We start from the raw sequence: 24,078 nt of genomic DNA on the forward strand, positions 1-24,078 counted from the left end.
GTCGGCCGCTGTCACAGCGGGGTGGTGGGGGTTCCAGGCGAGGCTAGCAGGTCGTCGATCCGCTCCGCGGGCACCGGCTCCGAGATGAGGAAGCCCTGGGCGTAGGTGCAGCCCATCTCGGCGAGCAGCCGGCGCTGCTCCTCGGTCTCGACGCCCTCGGCGACGGTCTCGCTGCCGAGCTCCTCGGCCAGGGCGATGGTCGATTTCACCAGGGCGCGGGCGCGGGCATCCCCGCCGACGGTCTCGACGAAGCTGCGGTCGATCTTCACCTCGTCGACCGGGAAGTCGTGCAGGGCGCTGAGGGAGTTGTAGCCCGTGCCGAAGTCGTCGAGCGAGATGCGCACGCCGGCGGCGCGGAGGGGCTCGATCCGGCGCCAGGCCGCCTCCGGGTCGGCGACGAGCGACTGCTCGGTGATCTCGAGGGTGAGCGTCGAAGGGGGCAGCGAGCGGAGCCCGAGCGCCGGCAGCACCTCGTGCACGGCGCGGGCATCCTGAAGCCACTCGGCGGTGATGTTGACCGCCACGCCCACGGGTGTGCCGCGCTGACGCCAGCGGGCGGCGTCGTCGAGCGCGACGTTCAGGATGCTCGACGTCCACGCCCTCAGGGCGCCCGCCTCCTCGAGCAGCGGAACGAAGTCGGCGGGCACGAGCAGCCCCCGGGTCGGATGCCGCCACCGCACGAGCGCCTCGACGCCGTCGACCCGGCCGGTCGAGAGCCGCAGCTTCGGCTGGTACATCAGCACGAGCTGCTCGTGGCTCGCGGGGGAGCGCAGCTCGCGCACCGTGCGCTGGCGCCGGCCCGTGGCCCCGACGGCCGGCAGGGCTCCGCGGCGGAGCGCTACCGAGAGCACCGTCGCGAGCAGAGCGGCCATGGCGAGCACCACCGCGATGATCGAGCCGTCGATGATCGGCGCCAGGACGAGCACGGCCAGGGCGGCGGCCATCGAGACGACCGCGAGCGTCGTGCCGGCCCGGGTGGCGGAGGCGGGAGGGGCCACCGCGTCGGGCCGGGCGGTGATGGCGCAGACCCAGAGCGCGAACAGGAGACAGCCCGCGATCCAGATGGCGTCGAGGGGGGTGCCCACCCGGTAGTCGTCGCTCGGCAGCTGCAGGGCGAGCAGGGTGTCGGCGGCGGCGAAGAGCAGCAGCGCCGCCCCGACGAGGCGCCAGTGCCCGCCCCAGCGATCCGAGGCGCCGATGGCCACGACGGTGGCCACCAGCAGCAGGTCGAAGAGCGGGTACATCGTCGACAGCACGAACTCGGTCGTTCCCGTGCCGGCCAGGGCGGAATCGAGGACAGGGGTGAGTGCCAGCGCAAGGAGGGCCGCCAGCCCGAAGGAGGTGATCACGACGTCGAAGACGACGGTGGCCGTCGGGGCGACGAGGTGCCGACGGGCCAGAACGGACATCGCGGCGACCAGCAGCAGGTAGAAGGTGAGGTAGAACGCATCCGGCCAGGACGGGAACGGGAGGGCGCCGCTGCGGTCGGTGAGGACGACCGCCACCGAGAGGGTGTCGCCCAGCACGGTGGCGGCCACGGCACCCGCGGCCAGGGCCGGCGCGACCCGGTGGGCGCGGCTGAGCACCACGGCGGCGATGCAGGCGAGCACGGCCACCCATTCGCTGCTCAGAGCGAGCCCGGCCTCGAGCTGCGGGTGCGAACCGGGTAGTGCGAGCGCCAGGAGGGCTGAGACCAGAAGCAGCCCGGCGAGGACCATGAGCGCGCGCACCGAGCGGCGCCCCGGGACGCCCGCACCGGGCACACCGGAGACGGCCTGACGTCCCGCTGGAATCCTCGCGTCGTGCGTCACAGCACCCCCGTCCCGAGCGTAGCGCCCGGCGAGCGTCAGTCGAAGGAGATCGTGGCGTCTCCCCAGGCTTCCCGGATGGCCGCGTCGGGGTCGTCGGCCACGCGCTCGCCGTGGTCGAAGAGCAGGGTCGCCCGCCGCTCCTCGTCGTAGCGGGGCCACGCGGGTGCCGGGTCGCCGGCCTCGAGGGTGCTGAGGCCGGCGGGCTCGCCCTCGCTCGCGAACGAGAGCCAGCGGCGCTGCACCGCCTCGGAGAGGTGCCGCGCCTCGGCCAGGCCGCCGAGCCGGAAGCTCGGGTCACGGCGGCCGATGCCGAGCGTGCCGAAGACGTAGGCGATCTCGGCGCCGTGGGTGGCTCCGATGCCGAGCAGGGACAGCGCCGGGGTGCTGTGGTCGAAGCGGTACATCCAGGTGGGGGCGACACGGCTGTGGGCCGACGCGAGCCAGATGCCGGGCATCCGGAAGCCGGCGTCGCGCGAGAGCTCGGCGGGCGTGCGGTGGTGCGGGAAGCGCGGGTAGGCGGCCTCGATGCGGTTCTCGGCGGCGGCGAACTCCGGATGCTCGGCCGCCAGCTCCTCGAACATGACGTGCACCGAGCCTGCAGTGATCGGCATCAGCGGCGACTTCATCAGGCGGAACAGCGACGCCTCGTCGTGGTTCGTGCCGATGACGAGCGGAACCGGCAGCTGGCGGCCGGCGCGGTAGGCGTCGACCGGATGCTCGGGCACGAGGTCTCCGTCGACCACCGGTGCGACGGCCAGGGTTCCGGGCTGCTCGGCGGCGACGGCCGCGACGAGGTCGAAGGTGGCTCGGGCGAGGCGGGCGGCGTCGATCGTCCGGAGCTCGCCGGGCGTCGTCGGGGCATCGGGATCGAGGCCGAGCAGGCCGAGGAAGCGGCGGGACACCCGGGCGGCGCGCTCGCGGTCGTAGACGCTCGTGGCGGGGGAGCTCTCGGCGATGGCGCGGTGGAACAGGCCCCCGGCGGCGGGGGAGGTGAGCAGGGTGGTGATGCAGCCGGCGCCCGCGGACTCGCCGAAGAGCGTCACGTTGTGAGGGTCGCCGCCGAACGCCGCGATGTTGTGCTGCACCCAGGCGAGGGCGGCGAGCTGGTCGCGCAGGGCGACGTTGGTCTCGAAGTCGTCGCCCAGGCTCGAGAAGTCGAGGAAGCCGAGGGCGCCGAGGCGGTAGTTGAGGCTCACGACGACGACGTCGCCGTTCGCGACGAGCTCGGTGCCGTCGAAGAGGGGCTGGGCGCTGGAGCCGGCGACGTAGGCGCCGCCGTGGATCCAGACCATGACGGGGAATGGGCCGTCGGACTCGTTCGGCGGCGCCAGCACGTTCAGACTTAGGCAGTCCTCCGACTGGGTGACGCCCTCGGGCAGCGAGACCGCCTTGTTCTCGAGCTGCACGGCCGCCGGGCCGAAGTCGAGGGCCTCACGCACCCCGTCCCACGGCGCGACCGGCGCCGGTGCCCGGAACCGGAGCGGCCCGACCGGAGGGGCGGCGTAGGGGATGCCGCGCCACGAGCGCACTCCGCGCCTCAGCGTGCCGCGCAGGGTGCCGGACTCGGTCTCGACGAGGAGCGGATCGCCCGGGAGGTGCGTCATGGGGTCACTGTAGCGATTGAATGGTCGGGTGAGCCACGATTCGACCGCCCTTCCGCCCGCCCTCGGCTCGGCCGCTCCGGCCGACGTCGCCCTGGTCGAGGCTCTGCGCGACGACCTCGTGGCCGCGCGCTTCCGGGTCGACACGATCGACGCGCTGTGGGGGCCCTCGGCGGCGGCCGCCCTGCACCGGGGGCAGCGGGAGCCGGCGGTTCGCGCGATCGAGCGGGCTCGAGCATCCGGAGCCCCCGTCTCGCCCGTGTCGACGCTGGCCCGGCTCTTCCTGCTGGGGTCGAGCGTGCCGGCTGACGAGGTGGCGGATGCTCTGCCGCGGCTCGGGGTCGCCGGCCTCGAGGCGCTGGGCTTCGTCGGGCCCTCTGGCCCTTCTGGCGAGGTTCGGGCCCGCCTCGACCTGCGGCCGTACAGCTTCGTCGACTCGCTCGGGGCGGGCAGCTGGTGGATCGCCTCGGATCTCGGTGAGTCGGTGCTCGGCCGGCCGCTCGACCCCGACCACGTGCTCGGCATCGGCGGGGCGTCGATGACGCTGTCAGGGCTGATGATCCCGACGCCCGTCGACTCGGTGCTCGACCTCGGCACCGGATGCGGCATCCAGGCCCTGCACGCCGCCCGGCACGCGCGCCGGGTCGTGGCCACCGACATCTCGCGCCGCGCCCTCGCGATCGCCGCCTTCAACGCGCGGCTGAACGGGATCGACTCGATCGAGTTCCGGCACGGCAGCCTGTTCGAGCCGGTCGCGGGGGAGCGGTTCGACCGGATCGTGTCGAACCCGCCGTTCGTCATCACCCCGCGGCAGGAGGGCGTGCCCCTCTACGAATACCGCGACGGCGGGCTGGTGGGGGATGCACTGGTGGCGTCCGTCATCCGCTCGGCCCCGTCGCATCTGGCGCCGGGAGGCATCGCGCAGCTGCTCGGGAACTGGGAGTACCGGGACTCGGACGGGCTGCACCGGGTGCGGTCGTGGGTGGCGTCGTCGCCGGTCGCGGTCGACGCGTGGGTAATCGAGCGGGATCGGCAGGATGCGCCGCTGTACGCGGAGACGTGGATCCGGGACGGCGGGACGCGGCCGGGCACCCCGGCGTTCGACTCCCTCTACTCGAGCTGGCTGGACGACTTCGAGGCGCGGGGCGTGCGCGAGGTGGGGTTCGGGTACGTGCTGCTGCGGCGGCCGATGGCGGCGCCCTCGGTCGGGGCACCTGCCTCGGCTCCGGCCGGGTCTGCCGGGTCTGCCGGGTCTTCCGGGTCTGCCGTGGCGCCTGCGCCGACCCTCGACCGCTACGAGCGCGTCGACGCCGCGATCGGCTCGAACCCCATCGGCCTCGGCGACCACCTCGCGGTCTGCCTCGCCGGCCACGACTGGCAGGCGCACCGCTCCGACGACGAGCTGCTCGCGGGCACCTACGTGTACGCCTCCGACGTCACCGAGGAGCGCCACTACTGGCCGGGCCACGACGACCCCGTGGTGATGACGCTCCGCCAGGGCGGCGGCTTCTCGCGCTCGGCCGACCTCGACACCGGCCTCGCGGCGTTCGTCGGAGCCTGCGACGGCGACCTCTCGGCGTCCGCCATCGCGGCGGCCATCGCCCAGGTGCTGGACGCCGACGAGGCGGCCCTCCGCGCCGCCCTCGCCCCTCGCCTCCGCGCCCTCCTCGTCGACGCCTTCCTCCTCCCCGCCTCCTGAGAATCAGTCAGGCAGGTAGCCCTTCAGCTGCTCACTGACCGCGTTCGAGACGGCTGCCGTCCCACCGAGCACGACGATCCGATACGGACGCAGCCGTTCCAGCTCGCGGGCGACCGCGGACGGGACGGCGTCGCGGGTGAGGAGAAGCACGGGCGCCCCGTCAGCGATGGCCACCGGAGCGCCCGACAGGGCATCGGGGAAGGTCGCGCCGGAGGCGATGTAGACGGTGTAGGCGCCGTCGTGGAACTTCTGCGACGAGATGCCGCCCGACACCTCAAATCGATCGGCGCCCTCGATCCGCGACACCGGTTTCGTTGTCACCAGCTGATCGACCACCGACTGGCTGATGGCATTCGGCCCGCCGAGCACGACGATCTCGGCCGGATCGAGCCGCGTCAACTCGGCGGCGACGGCATCGGGGATCCGGTCTTTCTCGATCAGCAGCACCGGCGCCTGAGCCCGACCCGCTGCCGGAGACCCCGATAGCGCGTCGGGGAAGTTCGCCCCTGACGCCAGGTACACGACGGGCGTCTTCGGGGCGAACACCGAGGCCGAGATCGCGGCGGACACGACGAAGCGGTCGGCGCCGCCGATCCGGCTGACTGCCGGCGAATAGGCCTTGAGGCCGGCCTCGACCGACGCGGCGATCGCCGCCGTGCCACCCAGGACGACGATGCGTCGCGGCTTCAGTCGACTGAGTTCGGCGGCGACGGGGTCGGGAATCTCGTCTTTCGTCACCAGCAGGACAGGCCCGCCCTTGCCTCCGGCAGCGGCCGACCCCGAGAGCGCATCGGCGAAACCCGTGCCTGAGGCCACATAGGCCACCGCGGTGTTCGGAGCGAAGCGGCCCCGCGAGATCGCCGCCGACACCTCGAACCGATCGGCGCCTCCGATCCGCTCCACTCGCGGCGGTGGGCTGAACTGCGGCTGGAACATGACCACCGCAGATCCGGCACCACGCGGTGTCTCGCTCGCGAAGATGCGATCACCCGCCGAATCCGTCGACAGCGTGCTGTAGTAGTCCTCAGCGGTCGAGCCCTCTAACGTGAGATCGCTCGTGCGGAACATCTGCACTCCGGGCACCCCGATCGCCGCGTCGGCCGAGTAGAGAACCTGGCGACGGCAGTCCGGGAGAATCTTGGTCGGCATCGACGCCAGAGGCTGCGAGACCGTCAGCCGATGCATGCCCGAGTCGTACTTCTCGATGTGGATGCCGTACGGGCGGTCGGTGGTGGTGAATACCGTGTCACCGCACACGGCGATCGAGCGGGGGCGGTTCGCCAGAGCCGACGTAGACGACCCGGTCGCGAAGACCGTCGTGACGCTCGCATCGTCAGTGCTGGTGACAAACGCACGGTGCAGGCCGATGTCGATCGCCATGTCGGATGGGTTCTTTCCCGTCGCCACTGAGCGCACGCTGCCCGTGGTCGCGTCGATGACGGTGACGTCGTTCGAGGAGGCGTTCATGACGTAGACGACGTGCGACACAGGATCGACCTCGATCCGTATACCGCCGTCGCCTCCGGTCGGGTAGGCGGTGATCACTGTGTCGCGTGTCGCGGAAGCCGGGTCGACATCGATGGCTACCACGCGATTGGGCGTCGATCGGTCAAGCACGTAGAGGACGTGATCCTGATCGTCGAGCGCAGCGGCCAGGGGGAGGGCCGCTCCCGTTGTGAGGGGCCCGGTCGACGACAGGGCGTCCCCGGCGACGGTGAAGGTCTCGACCTTGTTCAGGGACGTGTCGACCACGAATCCCCGAGCGGTCGAGGCGTCGACCAGGGCGGCGCCGAGCCCGGCGGAGCCGGGGTCGGGGATGAGGGAGGACATCCGTTCCAGCTCGATAGCACGCGGCGGGGCGCCGGCCGTCGCGGTGATCGCGGGCGCGAGAAGGGCGAGCCCGACGAGAATCAGCGAAGCGACCAGTCCGGAACCGGTGCGGACGAGTGATTGCGGCATGAATACTCCGATTGTCATAGTGAGGATAATTCATCCAAGTCGCTCTTGTCACGCTCGGTGGGCCTATCCCTGCCGCGACGGCGGGCCTAGCCTGGCGGCATGAGCGGAGACGGAGCGGGCGGAGGTGGCAATGGAGCGCGCGTGGTGCGCGCCGAGGTGTGCGTCGTGGGCGGTGGGCCGGCGGGGGTGATGCTCGGGTACCTGCTCGCGCGGGCCGGGGTCGAGGTCGTGGTGCTCGAGAAGCACGCCGACTTCTTCCGCGACTTCCGCGGCGACACGATCCACCCGTCGACGCTGGCGCTGCTCGGGCAGCTGGGGCTGCGGGAGGAGTTCCTCGAGCTGCCGCACAGCGAGGTGGGCAAGCTCGACGCCGTGGTGAACGGCACGCGCATCCACGCCGTCGACTTCGCACGGCTCGGCGGGGAGGACGACTTCCTGACCTTCATGCCGCAGTGGGACTTCCTCTCCTTCCTCACGCGCAAGGCGTCCGAGTTCGCGTCGTTCCGCATCCTCATGGGCACAGCGGCCACCGGGGTGCTGGACGAGGGCGGACGCATCACCGGGGTGACCGCCGAGGACGCCGACGGCCCGCTCGATGTGCACGCCGGCCTGACCGTCGCCGCCGACGGGCGGGGCTCGACGGTGCGGCCCGCCGCGGGCTTCGTGCCTAGGGAGTCCGGCGTCGGCATCGACGTGCTGTGGTTCTCGCTGCCGAAGCCGCGCGCGACGCTGAAGCCCACGCTGCTCTACGTCGCCGACGGCTCGTTCGTGCTCACGATCGACCGGCGCGACCACTTCCAGGCCGGCCAGATCATCCCCAAGGGTCGCTTCGACGAGGTCAAGGCCGCGGGGCTCGAGGCCTTCCGGCAGAACCTCGCGGCCACCGCCAAGCCGCTGACGAGCGTGGTCGGCACCCTCACCGACTGGGACCAGGTGAAGCTGCTCAGCGTGCAGGTCTCCCATCTCGAGCGGTGGCACCGGCCGGGCCTGCTCTGCATCGGCGACTCGGCGCACGCCATGTCGCCGGCGTTCGGTGTCGGGGTCAACTACGCGATCCAGGATGCGGTGGCCACCGCCAACGCGCTCGTCACGACCCTGCGCTCGGGCGGGGGCGCCGCGGTCACCGACGCCCAGCTCGCGGCTATCCAGCGCCGCCGGCTGCCGCCGGTGCGCCTGATGCAGGCGCTCCAGCTGCGGGTGCACGCCACGATCGCGAAGCCCGGTGCGGGGCCGCTCCTCGCCACGCCGCCGACGGCACTCCAGCGCGCCGCCCTGTCGCTGCTCGTCCCCGCCCTGCAGGCCGTGGCCCCTCGCCTCATCGGCCGCGGCTTCCGCCCCGAGACGATCTCGCCCGCCCTCCTCGCCGCCCCGCAGCCGTCGGCCGACTACCCGGAAAGGTAATCGGCTAGCTGCTGCTCCACCTTGGTCGAGACTGCTGCGGGGCCGCCGAGCACCACGATGCGATAGGGGCGCAGCCGTCGTAATTCCGCTTCCACGACCGCCGGAACGGCGTCACGTGTGACCAGGAGCACGGGTGACCCCTCCTTGATCGCGACCGCAGACCCCGAGAGCGCATCGGGGAAGTTCTCGCCGGACGCCACGTACGCCGTGAATGTCCCGTCGTGGAACCTCTGAGCCGAGATGTCAGCCGATACGGCGAAACGATCGGCACCCGAGATCCGTGAGGTCGGCGCCAGCTGAGCGGCTTCGTCGTAGACCGGCTCGGCGATCGCGTCGGGACCACCGAGGACGACGATCTCAGTGGGTTGCAGTCGTGCGAGCTCTTTCGCGATCGCGTCGGGGATGCCGTCCTTCTGAACCAGGAGGACCGGGGCCTGGGCTCGGCCGGCCGCCGCCGATCCCGAGAGAGCATCGGGAAAGGTCGCCCCCGATGCGAGGTAGACGATCGACGGGTAGGGATCGAAAGTCGCTGCAGAGATCGCCGCGGAGACGACGAATCGATCAGCCCCGCCGATCCTCGACACGGAGCTGCTGTAGCCCCTGAGCTGCCGTTCGACGTCGCTGCCCACTGCAGCGGTGCCGCCCAGCACGACGATCCGGCGAGGCTTCAATCGCGTGAGCTCATCGGCCACGGGTGTCGGGATGCCGTCCTTCGTCACGAGGAGAACGGGCCCGTTCCGCTTCCCGGCGGCCGCGGAGCCCGACAGCGCGTCGGCGAAGCCCGTGCCGGAGGCGATGAACACTGTCCCAACTCCGGACGAGAAGGAGCCAGCGGACAGGGCGGCCGACACGGCGAACCGATCCGCGCCGCCGACACGATCGACGCTCGGCAATGGGCTCATCTGCGGCTCGAACACCTGCACGGACGATCCGGCGGTGCGTGTGGTCTCGCTCGCGTAGAGGCGCCCTCGGGTGTCCAGGGCGAGCCCGTCGAGAGAATCCTCCGGTGTCGCTCCTTCCAGCCGCAGGTCGTCCGTTCGCAACGCCTGCATGCCGGGGACGCCGATGGTCCCATTGGACAGGTAGAGGGCGTGACGAGGGCAGTCGGCAATCATGTCGTCGGGGATGGTGCCGAGGGGGGAGGAGACGGTAAGTCGTCGGAGCCCGGTGTCGAACTTCTCCACGTGGTATCCGGTGGGGCGATCTGTGATCGTGTAGAGGTCGCCGCCGCATTGAGCCATCATCAGTGCCCGATTCTCGGTCTGAACGGTGGACGATCCACTCGGGAAGATCGTCGTGATGCTGCGATCGATCGTGCTCGCCACGAACGCACGATGAGACGAGCTGTCCACGACGATGTCGACGGGCTCTCGGCCGGTCGGAACCGACCGCGTCTCTCCCGACGGAACCTTGATGACGCTCACGTCGTTCGAGCTGGCGTTGATGACGTAGATCTCGTGGGAGTCGGAGTCGATCGCGAGTCCTGCTGCCCCCGTCCCTCCGGTCGGATACGAAGCGGTGACCGCCCCCATCGTCGGGGAATCCCGATTGACGTCGACGGCGAGCACGACCCTGGGCGCGGATCGATCGAGGGCGTACAAGACGTCACGATCGTCGTCGAGAGCGATCGTCCACGGGTCCGGCGGTCCGGGGCTCAGATAGCCGGCGGCTGTCACCCCCGCGTCGGTCAGGTCGAGCAGGGCGACCTTCCCCGTGCTGCGATCCAGCACGAAGCCGCGGTTCTGCGCTTCGTCGAGCTCCACCCCACCGAGCCCGCCGAAGCTGCTGCCGATTCGCTCCGCGTCGATCTTCACCAGATCGATCTCCCGGGAGTACGCCGAGGCGGATTCGGCCGCGCCGACGAAGATGCCCAGGACGACGAGGGGACACAGCAGGGCTGCCACGGCCCGACGCGAGCTGGAATGGATGGTCATCTATGCCCCTTCGTGATGAGGCGAGAATTTATCATTAAAAGGTCGGCCTGCACAGTGAAAGCACAGAAGGAGTGGCGAGACTGGGAGGAAGCGACGGCGCACGCGGCGCCGACTGAGATCGGAGCGATCAGCATGGGATTCCTCGACCGACTGCTTGGCCGGGAAGAACCGCAGCAGAACCCCGGCTACGGCCAGGGCGGGTACGGGCAGCAGGGCTACGGCCAGCAGCCCCCCGCCGCGCCGGCCGCGTCCGGGCAAGGCGCCCAGGGCGCTCAGCGGAGCGACGACGAGATCGCCGTCGAGCGGTACCGCTACCTCCTGCGCACCGCTCCGCCCGAGACGATCGAGCAGGTGCACGAGGAGGCGTTCACGAAGCTGACGCCCGAGCAGCGGCGCATCCTGTTCACGCAGCTGAGCGAGAACGCGCCCGCCGGCGACCAGCCGAAGGGTGACGACCCGCACTCGCTGGCGCAGTCGGCGACGCGGTCGGAGATCCGCCAGCCGGGCACCATGGAGCGCGCCTTCGCGGGCGCCGGACGCCAGGGCGGCGGCATGGGCGGGGGAGGCGGCATGGGCTTCGGCTCGATGATGGCCTCCTCGATGCTCGGCACGGTGGCTGGTTTCGTGATCGGCTCGGCGCTCGTCAGCGCCTTCCTCCCGCCGGCCGACTTCGACCAGGCCGGCGCCGACGGCGGAGACAACGGCGACGGTGGGGATGCGGGCGCCGACGGTGGCGATGCGGGCGGCGACGCCGGGTCGGGTGCCGACGGGGGCGGCGACGCCGGCTCGGTCGACGCCTCGGGCGGCGACTGGTCGGGCGGCGGTGGCGACTTCGGTGGTGGCGGCGACTTCGGCGGGGGCGACTTCGGCGGCGGCGACTTCGGCGGAGGCTTCGACTTCTAGGGCCCGGCAGCAGGCCCGGCGCGTGTCGAGCGGGACCGGCGGCGCGCGCGGCAGACGGCTGTCGACTGGATAGGGTGAACGGTATGACCGATCTGCGCATCGTCGAGCACGAGCAAGACGACACCGTCACCTACTACGTCGTCACCGACCTGAACCCCGACGACTTCCCCGACGCCCCGTCGCTCGGGCCCTTCGCCACGCGCGCCGAGGCCGAGCAGGCCGTCGTCGACTGGGACGCCGAGCTGATCGCCGACGCCGACACCGACACCGACACCGATCCCGCCGCGAGTGGCGACCCGGCCGCCGCTCCACCCGCTGGCCCGGCCGGCAACGATCCCCTCGGCAACGCCGACGGCCGGCCCGAGCGCGTCTGAGCGCGAAGCGCCGAGCGCCCACGCCGACACCGTCATCACGCCGACACCCCCAGCCGCCCGCAGCGACGCGAACCCAGAACCCCACATGACCACGAACGCCTACGACAGCCGTCCCTGGCTGGCGAGCTACTCGCCCGAGCTCGCCCCCACGATCGGCGAGCGCGAGGTCGACTCCGTCGGCGCGCTCGTCGACGCGACCTGCCGCCGCTACGCCGACCGCCCCGCTTTCTCGAATCTCGGCAAGGTGCTCACCTTCGCCGACGTCGGGCGGCTGAGCGACGCCTTCGCCGCTTTCCTGCTGGATGACCTCGGGCTTTCCAAGGGCGACCGCATCGTCGTGCAGAGCCCCAATCTGCTGCAGTACCCGATCGCGGTCTACGGCGCCCTCAAGGCGGGCCTCGTCGTGGTCGGCGCGAATCCGCTCTACAGCGCCAGCGAGATGAAGAAGGTGTTCGTCGACTCGGGGGCCGTCGCGATCGTGGCGCTCGAGAACTTCGCCGACAAGCTCGAGAAGATCATCGGCGAGACCTCCCTCCAGCACGTCATCCTCACCGAGGTGGGCGACCTGCTCCCGGCACCGAAGCGCGTCGTCACCAACTTCGTCGTGAAGCGGGTGCGCAAGATGGTTCCGCCGCACGGCCTCACCGGCACGATCCCGTTCCGGCAGGCGCTCGCGGCGGGGGAGAAGAGCGCGCGCGGCAGCGGCCGAGCATCCGTCGACCGGCCCGTGGTCGAACCGGGTGACACCGCCCTGCTGCAGTACACGGGCGGCACGACCGGCGGTACCAAGGCCGCCGTGCTCACCCACGCGAACCTGCTCGCGAATCAGGCGCAGATGCTGGCGCCGATGAAGCTGCGCCTGACCCCGGGCGAGGAGACGATCCTCGCCGCGCTGCCGCTCTACCACATCTTCTCGATGACGGTCAATGGCCTGGCCTTCTTCGCCTACGGCGCCCACAACGTGCTCGTCACGAACCCGCGCGAGACCGCCGACCTGGTGAAGACGCTGCAGTCGACGAAGCCGAGCGTCTACATCCTGGTGTCGACGCTCGCGGCGCAGCTGCTCGACGACCCCGCGTTCCGCGCGCTCGACTTCTCGGGTCTGAAGCTCGCGGTGGCCGGCGGCATGGCCGTGCGCAGCGCCACCGCCGACGCCTGGCGTGAGGCGACCGGCAGCGACATGCTCGAGGGCTACGGGCTCACCGAGGCCTCGCCGGTGGTCTGCGTGAACCCCACCTGGGAGCATCCGCGGGTCGGCACCATCGGACTGCCGCTGCCGTCGACCGACATCGAGCTGCGCGACGACGACGGCCGGCCGGTCGCGCTGGGCGAGCGCGGCGAGCTGTGCGTGCGGGGGCCGCAGGTGATGTCGGGCTACTGGAACCAGCCCGAGAACAGCGCCGAGGTGCTCGTCGACGGCTGGCTGCGCACCGGCGACGTCGGCACCATGAGCGACGACGGCTTCATCACGATCGTCGACCGCAAGAAGGACATGATCGTGGTCTCGGGCTTCAACGTCTACCCGAGCGAGGTCGAGGAGGTGGCGATGTCCCACCCCAAGGTGAAGGACGCCGGCGCCATCGGCGTGCCCGACGACCGTTCGGGCGAGTCGGTGGTGCTGTTCGTGGTGCCCTCCGACCCGTCGCTCACGACCGATGAGCTGCGCGCCTACTTCAAGGGCGAGCTCGCCGGCTACAAGCGCCCGCACCGCATCGAGTTCCGCGACGAGCTGCCGAAGACGAACGTCGGCAAGGTGCTGCGGCGCGAGCTGAAGGCGCTGCTCGACGAGACGCCCGCGGCCTAGGCGGCCCTCCGCGCGGGTTCCGGATGCGCGGCCGGGCCTTCGGGCTCGTGACGCGAGCCAGCCTCTGCCGACCGGGGGTGGGTGGCGGCCTCGGTGGTCGTGCGATCCCGGGCGGGCTCCGGATGCGCGAGGGCACCCGAACCGGGCCGGGCACGCCGCGCGCCCGAGCCGAAGGCCTCCGCCGCCGCCCGCCGGAAGTGCCGGAGGCCCCGGCCCCAGAAGGCGAGCGGAGTCACGCCGCCCACCCGCAGCGCCGGTCCGTGGTCGATCGCCACGACGGTGGCCGCGCCCACCGCCACGACCCAGGCGGCGGCCGCCGCGAGCATCCGGAGCCCTGCCGGGGTACCCGCGAACCCGAGCTGCAGCTGGGCCACCTGGAAGCGGATGTGCTCGACCTCATCGGTGAGCACGCGCCGCGCGACGCCCCGCTGCACGGGGTCGGCGGAGCGTTCGAGCGCGGCGAAGTACTCCAGCGCCACCGTCTCGGCGACGAGGAAGAGCGTCACCTCGGTGCGGAGGCCTATCAGGCGGCGCAGCTGCACGAACACCGCGTCCGACCAGTGCGCCTCGAGCGGGCCGACGCCGAAACGGCGGAGCGCCCGGCCGAACAGCGCCGAGTGCTTCTGCTCCTCGGCGACGAAGAGCGCCAGGGCGGTGTCGTGGTACGGATCGCCGAGCCGGGCGGCCTTCGACCGGAGCCCCCGGCCCTCTCCGCTCTCGCCGAGCTCGAAGCGCTGGAGCGAGCGGGCGATCGCGGCGATGTGGCTGGCCGGGAGGGGCGAGATCGAGCCCCACTGGATGGTGCGGTCGAGCCGCTCGTGCCGGGCGAGGTTGCCCTCGAAGTACTCCGCCCACTCGGCGAAGGGTCGTTCTCTCGTGCGCTTCTGCTGGGTCATGATCGCTCCTTGCGGTAGTGTTTGAGGCGTTAACATATCGAAGAACGATATGAAACGCACGTCTTTCGATAGATCAGGAGGAATCATGGCCGCGCTGATGCTCGGCGCCCTGAGGGCGCTGCTCGTGCTGCTGTTCGCCGGGGCCGTCGCGGCGCAGGCGGCTGGCTACGCCGTCGCGCGAGCCGTGCTGGGGGAGGATGCCGCGGTCGTCGTGGCGGTGCTCGCCGTCGCCGGGCTGGTCTGCGTCGAGGTCGTGCTGGTGTGCGTCTGGGCGCTCGCCCCGCTGGCCCGCGACGGCCGCATCTTCGAGACCGAGCGGCGCCCCGACCGGTGGGTGCGTGGAGCAGTCGGGGCTCTCGCGATCGGTGCCGGGCTGGCCACGGTCGGGCTCGGCTACCTGCTCGTCAGCGGGGCCGCCTCCACGCCGGCCGGGGCGACGGTCGCCGTGCTCGCGGCCGCCGTCGCCGCGGCAGCGGCCGCGCTGGCGCTCCTCGTCGACGTCATGCGACGGCTGCTGCACCGCGCGACCGGCCTGCACGACGAGCTCGCCGAGGTCGTCTGATGCCGATCGTGATCAACCTCGACGTCGAGCTGGCTAAGAAGAAGATGTCGGTGAGCGACCTCGCGGCGGCCGTCGGCATCACGGTGGCGAACATCTCGATCCTGAAGAACGGGCGGGCGAAGGCCGTGCGCTTCTCGACGCTCGACGCCATCTGCCGGGTGCTGGGCTGCCAGCCCGGCGACATCCTGAGCTACGCGGAGGGGTCGGCCGGCGACGGCGGCACCGACGAGAGCGGCTCCCGACGGTAGAGCACCGTGACGCCGATCACCGCGGCCACCACGACCGCGATCAGCAGCACGACGGCTCCGAGCGAGATCACCGGCGCCGCGAGCGGCAGCAGCAGCACCGCGACGGCGGCCCCGAGCGAGACCGCGGGCGGGATGACCGTCGGCCCGGTCAGCGGCCGGTAGAGCACCCACATCATCACGAAGAACACCGCCACCGGGATGCCGATCGCGTAGCCGACCACGGTGGAGGGCACCTCGAGCTCGTGCCCGATCGACTCGACCGCCACCTCGAGCCCGGCGCCGAGCGCGGCCAGCGCCGCGAACACGAGGTAGTGCCCGTAGCCCCAGAAGTACGAACGCGAGCGGTGCCTCTCGAGCCCCTCGTGCGCCGGCTCGAGGAAGTACACCCACCACAGCCCGAACAGCAGCGCCAGCCCCGAGGCGGCGATCAGCACGAACTCGCCGGTCGCCGCCCCGGCGCTCAGCACGCCCTGCACCGCCGAGCTCGACGCGGCCACCGACTCGCCGAGCAGGATGATCGTGAACAGCGAATAGCGCTCGGCGACGTGATGCGGGTGCCACGTGATCCGCCGCTTGCGCTCCGCGATCAGCGGCACGGCCAGCTCGCAGAGCGCGAGCAGCGCGAACACCGCCACCTGCGCGGGGAACGGCATGTCGTTCAGCACCAGGAGCCGGAAGATCCACAGCGCCTGCACGATCGAGATGCCGACGGCGTAACCGAGGGCGGTGCGGCGGCCGGGCTCGTCCTGCACCGCGGCCCGCAGCCACTGGCCCACCAGTGCCAGGCGCATGATGAAGTAGCCGAGGGTGACCAGCCGCCAGTCCTCGTCGTTGAAGGCTCCGGGCACGCCCGCGGCCAGCACGAGCACCCCGCCCATCTGCAGCATCGTCAGCAGCCGATAGGGCACGTCGTCGGTGTCGTACGCCGAGGCGAACCAGGTGAAGTTCAGCCACGCCAGCCAGATCGCGAAGAACACCATCAGGAAGTTCGGCAGCGCCGTGGAGATGTGGTCCTCGGCCACGGCGTGGGCAAGCTGGGCGACGATCGACGCCACCGCCACGACGAAGGTGAGGTCGAAGAGCAGCTCGAGGGGCGTCGAGACGCGGCCCTCCTCGTGGATGCTGCGGCCGCGCATCCTGAGCACCGGCACGATGCTGCGGCGACGGATGCCCGTGCCCGTGTCGCGGGTGACGCCCTCGCTCACGCGCCCACCGCTCACGCGCCCACCGCTCAGGCCGCCGTCGAGGAGACGATGAGCAGCACGAACTGCAGCACGACCGCGGCCACGCCGATGCCGAGCAGGATCCACCCCGTGGTGCGGAACGCGCGGCCCTCGTGCGACGGGTCGTCGATGCGGCCCACCGCCGGGTCGCGGGGGTTGACGTGCACCGTGACGTCGTCGCCCGGCTCGGGGGAGTGCCCGTGGTCGTCGGAGCAGGGGGCCTCGTAGAGCACGCCGTCCTCGCCCATCCAGCGGTAGACGAGCTCGCCGCCGTCGTCGAGCACGACGACACCCAGGGTCTCGGGCCAGTTGCGGAAGAACGCGCCGCGCACATAGCCCACGACGAGCAGCAGCACGCCGAGGCCGATGCCGATCCAGCTGAACAGCTCGGTGATCAACGAGAGCGCGTCGACCGGATCGTCCATGCTCACATGCTATTGCCTGGGCCCCGACGGGCCGGTCGGCTCGGCGGTGGCGTCGACGCCGGCGTCATCGGTGGTCGCCATGGGTGGGCGTCGTCGGTGGGCATCGGCGGGGGCGTCGTCCGTGCTCGATAGAGTGACCGCATGAACGGCGTGCAGCTCCTCCTGGTGATCGTCGGCGCGATCGCGGTGACCGGCATCGCCCAGCGGCGCGGCCTGCAGCCCGCCCTGGTGATCACCCTCGTGGGCTTCGCGGCCTCGTTCATCCCGGGCTTCACCGGGCTCGAGCTCGACTCCGAGATCATCCTCGGCATCGTGCTGCCCCCGCTGCTCTATTCGGCGGCGCTGAACTTCTCGTTCATCTCGTTCCTGAAGAACCTGCGGCCGATCGTCGGCCTCGGGGTCGGTCTCGTGGTGGTGACGGCACTCGTCGTCGGTGTCTTCGCGTCGTGGGTGGTGCCGGCGCTCACGCTGGGCACGGCCATCGTGCTGGGCGCGATCGTGGCGCCTCCGGATGCGGTGACCGCCGTCGCGATCGGCACGAAGCTCGGCCTGCCGAAGCGGGTGATGTCGATCCTCACGGGCGAGAGCCTCGTCAACGACGCGGCCGCCCTGACGCTGTTCTCCATCGCCGTCTCGGCCGTGGTCGGCACGCACACGTTCATCGACAGCCCCGTGCTGCTGTTCCTCTACAGCGCGGGCGTCGGCATCGGGGTGGGGCTCGTGCTCGGGGGCGTCGCCACGGTCATCCGTCGCTTCCTGAACGACCCGCCGCTCGAGACGGTGCTCGGTCTCATCGTGCCGTTCGCCGCCTACCTGCTGGCCGAGCAGCTGGAGGCCTCCGGGGTGCTCGCGGTGGTGGCCGCGGGCTTCACCATCGGCGCCACCTCGCGCCGGGCGGGCTACGCCACGAGGCTGCAGGAGCGCGACGTCTGGTCGTCGATCGACGTGCTGCTCGAGGCCTTCGTGTTCGCCTACATGGGGCTGCAGCTGCGCTTCGTGATCCAGGACGTGCAGGAGGCGGGCGGCGCCGGCTCGCTCTGGCAGGTCTTCGGGGCGGCGCTGCTGGTGCTCCTCGTGGTGCTGGTGATCCGCCCGGTGTGGGTGTTCGCGTCGTTCGGCCGCAACGTCGTCACCGACCGGCTGATGCGGCGCAAGATGGCGAGCGACGAGCGGATGCGCGCGCGGATCGATCGGGAGAACGCTCTGCGGGCGGCCCGCGGCCGGAAGCCCCGGCAGTTCCCCGTCTTCCTGTCGTGGAAGGAGAGCGTGGTCGTGTCGTGGACCGGCATGCGCGGGGTGGTGACGCTCGCGGCCGCGGCCGGTGTGCCGCTGTCGCTCGCCGACGGCACGCCGTTCCCCGGGCGGCCCGAGATCCAGGCCATCGCCTTCACCGTGGCGGTCGGCACGCTGCTCGTGCAGGGCCTGACGCTGCCCGCGCTCATCCGCTCGCTGAAGCTGAGCGACCCGGCGCAGGACGCGATCGACGAGGAGCAGGCCGCCCACGCGCAGGCGGTGGCCCGCGACGCGTCGAGCGAGGTGTTCGCCGAGTTCGTGCGGAACCCGCCCGCGAGCGTGCCGCCCGAGATGGTGAAGGGCGTGGAGGAGCGGGTGGCGCAGCGCTCCGCGGCGGCCGAGCGCGAGGCCGATCCGGCGACGACGGAGTTCGGGCGCGAGATGGGGGCGCTGCAGCGGCGCGTCATCCGGGCGCAGCGGCTGGCGATCATCCGGGAGCGTGACCGCAACCTGCTCGACGACGAGGCGGCGCGGGAGTTCCTGGCGAAGCTCGACTACCAGGAGGCGGCGATCGAGTCGCGCCTCGGCGACCGCCTCTGAGAGCGCCTCCGTCGCCCGGGTCGATCTGGTCGCTCCGGCCGGGTTGGTAGTGTCCTCGGCATGAGCGGACTGATCATCAGCGTGGGTGGGAAGACACCGGTCGTCGACGCGGAGGCGTGGATCGCGCCGACCGCGACGGTGATCGGGGAGGTGCGGCTGGCCGAGGGGTCGAGCGTGTTCTACGGGGCGGTGCTGCGGGCCGACGGCGACCGGATCGAGCTCGGGCCCGGGTCGAACCTGCAGGACAACGTGGTGGTGCACGTCGACCCCGGGCATCCGGCTCTGATCGGATCGGGCGTGAGCGTCGGCCACAACGCGGTGCTGCACGGCTGCACCATCGAGGACGACAGCCTGATCGGCATGAACGCGACCGTGCTGAACGGGGCCGTGATCGGCACCGGATCGCTCGTGGCCGCGGGGGCCGTGGTGCTGGAGGGCACCGTCGTGCCGCCCGGATCGCTCGTCGCCGGGGTGCCCGGGAAGGTGCGGCGGTCGCTGACCGAGAAGGAGCGGGCGGGCATCCGTCGTAATGCGGCGACTTATCTCGAGCACGTGGAGGCCCACCGGGGCGGCACCGTCGGAGGCTGAATCTAGAGTGGAGGCATGTCCTCTCCGCGTGTGTACGTCATCCACGAGAACCCCGAGTGGTTGCCGCCGCTCGCCGCCGCCTTCGAGGCGGAGGGGGTGCCGCTCGAGGAGATCCTGCTGACGGAGGAGTCGCCGTTCGGCGGCATCGACCTCGCCTCGCCCCCGCCGCCCGGGGTCTACTGGTCGCGCATGAGCGCCTCGGCGCACACCCGCGGCAACACGCACGCCAAGGAGTACACCCGCGCGGTGCTCGCCTGGCTGCAGGCCGGGGGAGCCCGGGTCGTGAACGGCAACCCGGGGGCCTCGTCGGCGTCCGGGCTGCCCGTGATCGACCTCGAGGTGAGCAAGATCGCGCAGCACCTGCTGCTCTCGCAGGCCGGCTTCGACGTGCCCCGCACGGTGGCGGTGTTCGGCCGCACCGGGCTGCCGGCTGCGGCGCGGCAGTTCGGGCTGCCCTTCATCTCCAAGCACAACCAAGGCGGCAAGGGCCTCGGCGTGCGGCGCTTCGACAGCTACGAGGAGTTCGACGCCTACGTCGACGGCCCCGAGTTCGAGGAGCCGATCGACGGCATCACGCTGCTGCAGGAGTACCTCGTGGCGGCGGCGCCGTTCATCACGCGCGCCGAGTTCGTGGGCGGGCGCTTCGTCTACGCCGTGCGGGTCGACACCTCGGCCGGCAGCTTCGAGCTGTGCCCGGCCGACGCCTGCGCGGTGCCCGGGGCGGCGCCGCTGTTCTCGGTGCGGGAGGGGTTCGAGAGCGACCCGCTGGTCTCGCGGTACGAGGCGTTCCTGGCAGCCAACGGCATCGAGATCGCCGGTGTGGAGTTCATGGAGACGCTCGACGGGCGGCGCGTGACCTACGACATCAACACGAACACCAACTACAACCCTGACGTCGAGGCGTCGAGCCCGGTGTCGGGGCCGCGGCGGATCGCGCAGTTCCTGGGTGGGCTGCTGGTCTCGGAGCACGCCGGGGTGAACGCCTGATGGCCGGCATGCGGTTCGGGTACTGGACGCCGGTGTTCGGCGGCTGGCTGCGCAACGTCGACGACGAACAGACGCCGTTCAGCTTCGAGCACGTGAAGCAGATCGCGCAGACGGCCGAGCGCATCGGCTTCGACCTGACGTTGATCGCCGAGCTCAACCTCAACGACATCAAGGGGCAGGAGGGCCCGAGCTTCGACGCGTGGGAGCTCGCGGCGGCCATCGCGGCCGTCACCTCGACGCAGGAGATCATGACGGCGGTGCGGCCCGGCTACCACCTGCCGGCCGTGGCGGCCAAGCGCGCGGCGACCATCGACGAGATCTCGGGCGGGCGCTTCTCGCTCAACGTCGTGTCGGCGTGGTGGGCCGAGGAGGCGCGGCAGTACGGCGGCATCTTCTCGGAGCACGACGACCGGTACAAGCGGAGCCTCGAGTTCGTCTCCATCCTGAAGGGGCTGTGGGCCGAGACGCCGTTCAGCTTCGACGGGGAGTACTACTCGCTGTCCGGAACGTACCTCTCGCCGAAGCCGCGCCGGGCGCCGATCGTGTACGCCGGTGGGGAGAGCGAGGGCGGCAAGCAGGCCATCTCGCGCTTCGCCGACGCCTACGTCACGCACGGCGGCACCCCCGAGGAGCTGCGGGCGAAGGTCGCCGATCTCACCGCGCGTCGGGCTGCGGTGACGGAGGTGCCGTTCCAGTCGTTCGGCATGGCGGCCTACGCCATCGTGCGCGACACCGAGGAGGAGGCGCAGGCCGAGCTCGAGCGCATCACCGACGTGCGCGGGGGAGCGGCGTACGAGTCGTACCAGGACTTCGTCTCGAAGTCGCAGCTCGACACGAAGGTCGACCTGCGCGACTACTCGGTGTCGAACCGTGGGCTGCGGCCCGATCTCGTCGGCACGCCCGATCAGGTGGCGCGGCGGGTGCGGGAGTTCTCCGACGCCGGGGTCGACCTCCTGCTGCTGCAGTTCTCGCCGCACCTGCGGGAGATGGAGCGGTTCGGGGAGCAGGTGATCCCGCGGGTGCGGGAGCTGGAGGCGCGGGGGTAGCTGCGCCTTCCCGTTGTCGCGTTCGAGCGCCCGGTGCCTGATGGTGCCGGGCGTTTCTGCGTGTGGGACGGCTGGGGGCGGGGACGGCAAAGGGGGCGGTGACCGAATGGTCACCGCCCCCTCAGGCGTTCAGCGGGGAGTTACTCCGCGCGTCGTGCCGCGTTGGTGCGACGGGCGACCAGCAGCAGGCCACCGGCGGCCAGCAGCAGCGCGATGCCGCCACCGGCGAGCGGGGCGATCGGTGCGCCGGTGTTGGCGAGCGATCCGTTGCCACCGTTGCCGGCCGGAGCCGGAGCGGGGGTCGGGGTCGTGCCGCCGTTGTCCACCTTGGTCACCGTGATGGTCGACGTGGCGACCGCGCTGGTGGCGCCGTCGATCGTCTGCGTGGCGGTGATGGTGACGGTGCCGGCGTCGAGCTGCTTCGACAGCGCGATCTCCCACGTGCCGTTCTTCACCGTGGCGGTGCCGGCCGGGTTGCCGTTCACCTGGAGGGTGACGGTGGCGCCGTCGATGCCGGTGCCGCTGACCGAGGTCGGGCCGGAGCCGAGGTCGTAGCCGAGGCCCGACTTCGGGTCGGTGATCGCCGGGGCGACCGGGACGACCTTGAAGGAGACGGTCACCGGAGCCGACGAGGAGGCGTTCTCGCGGGTCTGCACGGCGGTGACGCTGTACGAGCCGTAGTCGAGGTCGACATCGGCCGACCAGGTGCCGTTCTGAGCGACCGTGAGGGTCTTCTCGACGTCACCCGACAGGGTCAGGGTCGCGCCGGGCTCACCGGTGCCCGAGATGACGGGAACCGAGGTCTCGACGACCTGGCCGTCGAAGGGCGAGCTGATGACAGCCGGCTCCAGCGGGGCCGGGACGACCTCGACCGAGAACGAGCTGCTCGCGGACTTGTCGAAGCCGCGCTCGGCGCGCACCGTGTAGTCGTAGTCACCAGGGGTGCCCGGTGCGGGGAACGACCACGTGCCGTCGGTGACCTCGACCTCGAAGGGCTCTCCCGAGCCCTGGGTCGCGACCACGGTCGAGCCGGCGGGAGCCGTGCCCGAGATCGCGCGACCGGTGTAGACCTGGCCGCCGTCGGCGGGGGAGGTCAGCGCCGGAGCGTCGAGGTGCAGAGCGACGGTGTAACCACCGGTCAGCGCGAGGCCGGCCTCGAGGTTGGCGCCCCAGACGAAGTCCTCGCCGCTCTGGAGCTTGCCACCGGCGGACAGGACGCCCACCGCGGTCTCGCCCTGGACGAGCGATCCGCCGGAGTCACCGGGGGCCGCGGTCATCAGGCTGCCGAAGCCGTAGACCTGGCGGGGGTTGTTGCCCTCCGCGTCGGTCACGGTCGCCCAGCCGTCGATGGCCTCGATGGTGCCGCTGGTCGAGCCGGTCGTGCGACCGCTCTTCGTGACGGGGCCGAGCTCGGCCTCGCCGACGGAGGAGACGTCGGTCGTCGATGCGGCGAGGTCCTCGCTCGATGCGGTCGACCAGTCGGTGACCTCGGGGAGGAGCTTCAGGTCGTCGTTGGTGACGTCGATCACCGAGATGTCGACGCTCTCGACGTCGCCCTCGGCGCCCGGGCTGTTGTCCGTCCCGCCGAACTGCGAGAAGGCGAGCTCGCCGAGACCGGTGATGATCTGGACGTCGCTGTTGTCGGTGGCGCCGCCACCGGCCGGGTCACCGGTCGGCAGGGTGAGCTGGCTCACGTCGAGCGAGTTGTCGCCCGTGCAGTGTCCGGCCGAGATGACGGCGGGGTCACCCTCGGGCGACCAGCCGCTGAAGCCCACCGAGCAGAGCCCGCCGGACGTGGAGGAGGCGCTCTCGCCCGCGAAGTAGCCGGCGCCGCCGACGACCTCGTCGGTGTCGTAGGCCTGCAGCGGAGCGGTCAGCACGCGCACGGTGACGTTGCTGTTCGACTCGACGAGGAACCGGGCGTCCGGTGCGATCTGGTCGATCGACTCGGTCGTGTACACCACGGGGCCGTTGGCGCCCTTGGCGACGGCCTGGATTCCGTCATCGGCGAGCAGCGTCTGAGCGAAGGCGTCGAACGCCGCGCCCGACACGGGGGCTTCCCCACCCTCGGTCGCGAAGGCGACCTGCCCGAATGCGCCGCTCATGCCGGCGACGGCAACTGTTCCGACCGCGAGATACGCGAGTCTTCTCTTCATCGTCATCTATGACTTCCCCTGGTTCCGTGTACAGACAGGGGGCATAGAACTAGCCCATACATGCGTCATGGAACGGCCCCCTGCCCTCCACCATAGTCAACATCTGTCGGCAGATACAGAGAAAGGTCGCAGAAAGAACCCGGCTTCTTGCCCCGGCGCACCGGAGATGGTCGTATGGGGCCATGACTGCTCGCTCCTTCGTCACCGCCGTGGTGCTCCTCGTCGCCGCCTCCGCACTCTCGGGCTGCGCGTCGTCGCAGAACGCCTCCGGCGACGATTCCGGTGACGCGCAGAGCTCGCCCTCGGCGATGTCCCCGGCCGATCTCGAGGGGGAGTGGCGTGCCGAGGCGCCCGACGAGGCGCGGCTGAGCTTCGACGCCGACGGAGCCGTGCGGGGGACCGACGGCTGCAACGGGGTGAGCGGCACCACGACCGTGTCGGGCGACGAGGTCACGTTCGATCTCGACCTGTCCACGCTGCGGGCGTGCGTGGGAGTGACGACCTCCTTCTCGCAGTTGGGGTCGGCCGTCGTGGAGGGCGACGTGATGATGACGCGCACGGTCGACGGCACCGAGATCGTGCAGCTGCGACGCCAGTAGCTGTCGCCTCCGGCGCTTCGCTCGCCTCC

At 71.3% G+C, this 24,078-nt stretch carries 20 protein-coding genes; 12 read left to right on the forward strand and 8 right to left on the reverse strand.

The window, feature by feature from the left end; all coding sequences use genetic code 11:
- Positions 1-11: 11 nt before the first annotated feature.
- Positions 12-1,730 carry an EAL domain-containing protein gene (locus BJ984_RS19065; RefSeq protein ID WP_179547728.1) on the reverse strand — a complete coding sequence of 573 codons (1,719 nt, stop codon included), beginning with the start codon at positions 1,728-1,730 and terminating at the stop codon, positions 12-14.
- 116 nt (positions 1,731-1,846) lie between these two features.
- Positions 1,847-3,415 (reverse strand): carboxylesterase/lipase family protein, encoded by a 1,569-nt coding sequence (locus BJ984_RS08990; RefSeq protein ID WP_179547729.1) that lies wholly within the window; start codon positions 3,413-3,415, stop codon positions 1,847-1,849.
- A gap of 28 nt (positions 3,416-3,443) precedes the next feature.
- Here BJ984_RS08990 and BJ984_RS08995 point away from each other — a divergent pair, with 28 nt between their 5' ends.
- On the forward strand, positions 3,444-5,111 hold the full coding sequence (locus BJ984_RS08995; protein WP_373877399.1) for a DUF7059 domain-containing protein: 1,668 nt from the start codon (positions 3,444-3,446) through the stop codon (positions 5,109-5,111).
- Positions 5,112-5,114: 3 nt separating this feature from the next.
- On the opposite strand, the gene BJ984_RS09000 is transcribed toward BJ984_RS08995, so the two are convergent.
- Positions 5,115-7,088 (reverse strand): cell wall-binding repeat-containing protein, encoded by a 1,974-nt coding sequence (locus BJ984_RS09000; protein ID WP_179547730.1) that lies wholly within the window; start codon positions 7,086-7,088, stop codon positions 5,115-5,117.
- 81 nt (positions 7,089-7,169) lie between these two features.
- Here BJ984_RS09000 and BJ984_RS09005 point away from each other — a divergent pair, with 81 nt between their 5' ends.
- Positions 7,170-8,471: an FAD-dependent oxidoreductase gene (locus BJ984_RS09005; protein ID WP_179547731.1), complete on the forward strand. Its 1,302-nt coding sequence runs from the start codon at positions 7,170-7,172 to the stop codon at positions 8,469-8,471.
- Here the strand turns inward: BJ984_RS09005 and BJ984_RS09010 are convergent.
- Complete coding sequence (locus BJ984_RS09010) at positions 8,456-10,375, reverse strand: cell wall-binding repeat-containing protein (RefSeq protein ID WP_179547732.1); 1,920 nt, start codon at positions 10,373-10,375, stop codon at positions 8,456-8,458. The genes BJ984_RS09005 and BJ984_RS09010 overlap by 16 nt on opposite strands.
- Before the next feature lie 162 nt (positions 10,376-10,537).
- Between BJ984_RS09010 and BJ984_RS09015 the strand changes: the two genes are divergently transcribed.
- The 3 genes from BJ984_RS09015 to BJ984_RS09025 all read left to right on the forward strand — a co-directional run bounded on the left by BJ984_RS09015 (position 10,538) and on the right by BJ984_RS09025 (position 13,486).
- The gene (locus BJ984_RS09015) at positions 10,538-11,308 is read left to right on the forward strand and encodes a hypothetical protein (RefSeq protein ID WP_179547733.1); all 771 of its coding nucleotides are present in this window, start codon (positions 10,538-10,540) and stop codon (positions 11,306-11,308) included.
- Positions 11,309-11,391: 83 nt separating this feature from the next.
- Positions 11,392-11,682 carry a hypothetical protein gene (locus BJ984_RS09020; protein WP_179547734.1) on the forward strand — a complete coding sequence of 97 codons (291 nt, stop codon included), beginning with the start codon at positions 11,392-11,394 and terminating at the stop codon, positions 11,680-11,682.
- An 85-nt stretch (positions 11,683-11,767) separates the two neighbouring features.
- Positions 11,768-13,486 (forward strand): AMP-binding protein, encoded by a 1,719-nt coding sequence (locus BJ984_RS09025; RefSeq protein WP_179547735.1) that lies wholly within the window; start codon positions 11,768-11,770, stop codon positions 13,484-13,486.
- On the opposite strand, the gene BJ984_RS09030 is transcribed toward BJ984_RS09025, so the two are convergent.
- Positions 13,483-14,382, reverse strand: a complete 900-nt coding sequence (locus BJ984_RS09030; protein WP_179547736.1) for a ferritin-like domain-containing protein — start codon at positions 14,380-14,382, stop codon at positions 13,483-13,485. The two genes, BJ984_RS09025 and BJ984_RS09030, sit on opposite strands and share 4 nt — an antisense overlap.
- 85 nt (positions 14,383-14,467) lie before the next feature.
- On the opposite strand from BJ984_RS09030, the gene BJ984_RS09035 reads away from it, so the two are divergent.
- Positions 14,468-14,944, forward strand: a complete 477-nt coding sequence (locus BJ984_RS09035) for a DUF2975 domain-containing protein (RefSeq protein ID WP_179547737.1) — start codon at positions 14,468-14,470, stop codon at positions 14,942-14,944.
- Positions 14,944-15,192: a helix-turn-helix domain-containing protein gene (locus BJ984_RS09040; RefSeq protein ID WP_179547738.1), complete on the forward strand. Its 249-nt coding sequence runs from the start codon at positions 14,944-14,946 to the stop codon at positions 15,190-15,192. The genes BJ984_RS09035 and BJ984_RS09040 overlap by 1 nt, the downstream gene beginning before the upstream one ends.
- Here BJ984_RS09040 and BJ984_RS09045 read toward each other — a convergent pair.
- The gene (locus tag BJ984_RS09045; RefSeq protein ID WP_271206483.1) at positions 15,135-16,412 is read right to left on the reverse strand and encodes a low temperature requirement protein A; all 1,278 of its coding nucleotides are present in this window, start codon (positions 16,410-16,412) and stop codon (positions 15,135-15,137) included. The two genes, BJ984_RS09040 and BJ984_RS09045, sit on opposite strands and share 58 nt — an antisense overlap.
- Before the next feature lie 11 nt (positions 16,413-16,423).
- Positions 16,424-16,840, reverse strand: a complete 417-nt coding sequence (locus BJ984_RS09050) for a DUF3592 domain-containing protein (RefSeq protein ID WP_179547739.1) — start codon at positions 16,838-16,840, stop codon at positions 16,424-16,426.
- Between the two features lie 141 nt (positions 16,841-16,981).
- On the opposite strand from BJ984_RS09050, the gene BJ984_RS09055 reads away from it, so the two are divergent.
- Genes BJ984_RS09055 through BJ984_RS09070 form a run of 4 tightly spaced genes read left to right on the forward strand, consistent with a single transcriptional unit; the run spans position 16,982 to position 21,294 of the window.
- The gene (locus BJ984_RS09055; RefSeq protein WP_218870021.1) at positions 16,982-18,673 is read left to right on the forward strand and encodes a cation:proton antiporter; all 1,692 of its coding nucleotides are present in this window, start codon (positions 16,982-16,984) and stop codon (positions 18,671-18,673) included.
- Positions 18,674-18,733: 60 nt separating this feature from the next.
- A complete protein-coding gene (locus tag BJ984_RS09060) occupies positions 18,734-19,261 on the forward strand; it encodes a gamma carbonic anhydrase family protein (protein WP_179547740.1) in 528 nt (175 codons plus the stop codon).
- Positions 19,262-19,276: 15 nt separating this feature from the next.
- Entirely contained in the window at positions 19,277-20,248 is a 972-nt protein-coding gene (locus tag BJ984_RS09065; RefSeq protein WP_179547741.1) for an ATP-grasp domain-containing protein, read from the forward strand.
- Positions 20,248-21,294, forward strand: coding sequence for an LLM class flavin-dependent oxidoreductase (locus BJ984_RS09070; RefSeq protein WP_246306451.1), 1,047 nt, complete (start codon positions 20,248-20,250; stop codon positions 21,292-21,294). Before BJ984_RS09065 ends, BJ984_RS09070 begins: the two co-directional genes overlap by 1 nt.
- Positions 21,295-21,434: 140 nt before the next feature.
- Here the strand turns inward: BJ984_RS09070 and BJ984_RS09075 are convergent, their stop codons facing one another.
- Positions 21,435-23,399: a S1 family peptidase gene (locus BJ984_RS09075; RefSeq protein WP_179547742.1), complete on the reverse strand. Its 1,965-nt coding sequence runs from the start codon at positions 23,397-23,399 to the stop codon at positions 21,435-21,437.
- Positions 23,400-23,632: 233 nt separating this feature from the next.
- Here BJ984_RS09075 and BJ984_RS09080 point away from each other — a divergent pair, with 233 nt between their 5' ends.
- Positions 23,633-24,049, forward strand: coding sequence for an META domain-containing protein (locus BJ984_RS09080; protein WP_179547743.1), 417 nt, complete (start codon positions 23,633-23,635; stop codon positions 24,047-24,049).
- Positions 24,050-24,078 lie beyond the last annotated feature (29 nt).

This window comes from Herbiconiux flava (genome assembly GCF_013409865.1).
GTDB classification, from domain to species: Bacteria; Actinomycetota; Actinomycetes; order Actinomycetales; family Microbacteriaceae; genus Herbiconiux; species Herbiconiux flava.